This window comes from Pectobacterium fontis (assembly GCF_000803215.1).
Classification (GTDB): Bacteria; Pseudomonadota; Gammaproteobacteria; order Enterobacterales; family Enterobacteriaceae; genus Pectobacterium; species Pectobacterium fontis.
The window spans coordinates 1-1,203 of sequence record NZ_JSXC01000063.1; the positions used below are offsets into that span (position 1 = coordinate 1).

1 protein-coding gene is annotated in these 1,203 nt (G+C 46.0%); it reads left to right on the plus strand.

Features of this window, described 5'->3' with window-relative positions:
- Window positions 1-104: 104 nt before the first annotated feature.
- On the plus strand, window positions 105-1,145 hold the full coding sequence (locus tag OI69_RS18135; RefSeq protein ID WP_039353836.1) for an IS481 family transposase: 1,041 nt from the start codon (window positions 105-107) through the stop codon (window positions 1,143-1,145).
- Window positions 1,146-1,203 lie beyond the last annotated feature (58 nt).

The window sequence follows — 1,203 nt, forward strand, 5'->3', positions numbered from 1 at the left end:
TGTATTAGTCGCGACCAGATCTGACATATCAGCTTGAAAGAGTGAGAGTTACCGGTTTTGATATGGGTGTCGAATCCTTATACAAAACACAAGAGGTAACTCTCATGTTGCATACTAACAATCCTGTCATCAAACACAAAGCGGGTTTACTGAATCTGGCCGAAGAGCTTGGTAATGTTTCGAAAGCCTGTAAAGTCATGGGCGTGTCTCGTGATACGTTTTACCGCTATCGGGAACTCGCGGAGCAAGGTGGCGTTGACGCATTAATTAATCGTAGTCGCCGTGGACCGAACCTGAAAAACAGAACCGATGCAGCAACCGAACAGGCTGTCATTGATTATGCTGTTGAATTCCCCGCTCACGGACAACACCGGACCAGTAATGAGTTACGCAAAAAAGGCGTTTTTATCTCCGGCAGTGGCGTTCGTTCTGTCTGGGTTCGCCATTCACTGGAAAACTTCAAAAAACGCCTGAAAGCGCTTGAGGAAAAAGTGGCCAGAGAGGGCATCGAACTCACTGATGCGCAAATCGCGGCGCTGGAGCGGAAAGCCAGTGATGATGAGGTCTGTGGTGAAATTGAAACTGCTCATCCGGGTTATCTGGGCTCTCAGGACACTTTCTATGTGGGCAACCTGAAAGGTGTGGGACGAATCTATCAGCAAACGTTTGTTGATACTTACTCAAAAGTGGCGCATTGCAAACTGTACGTCAGTAAAACGCCAATCACAGCGGCAGATTTACTGAATGATCGCGTGTTGCCATTTTATGAGTCGCAGGGCTTGCCGATGCTAAGGATATTAACCGATCGCGGAACGGAATATTGTGGACGGGTTGAACACCATGATTACCAGCTTTATCTGGCTATTAATGATATAGACCACACGAAGACAAAAGCGATGTCGCCACAAACCAACGGTATCTGCGAACGGTTCCATAAGACAATATTGCAGGAGTTTTATCAGGTGACATTCCGTAAAAAACTGTACGGAGACATTGATACTCTGCAATCGGATCTTGATGAATGGTTGGAGTATTATAATAATGCGAGAACGCATCAGGGAAAAATGTGCTGTGGGCGGACGCCGATGGAAACATTATGTGATGGAAAACGCATCTGGGCTGAGAAGAATTTAAGCCAGATGTAATCTGACAGACACCTGTATAAATAACCGGTAACTGTCAGATCAAGTCTGAGCTAATACA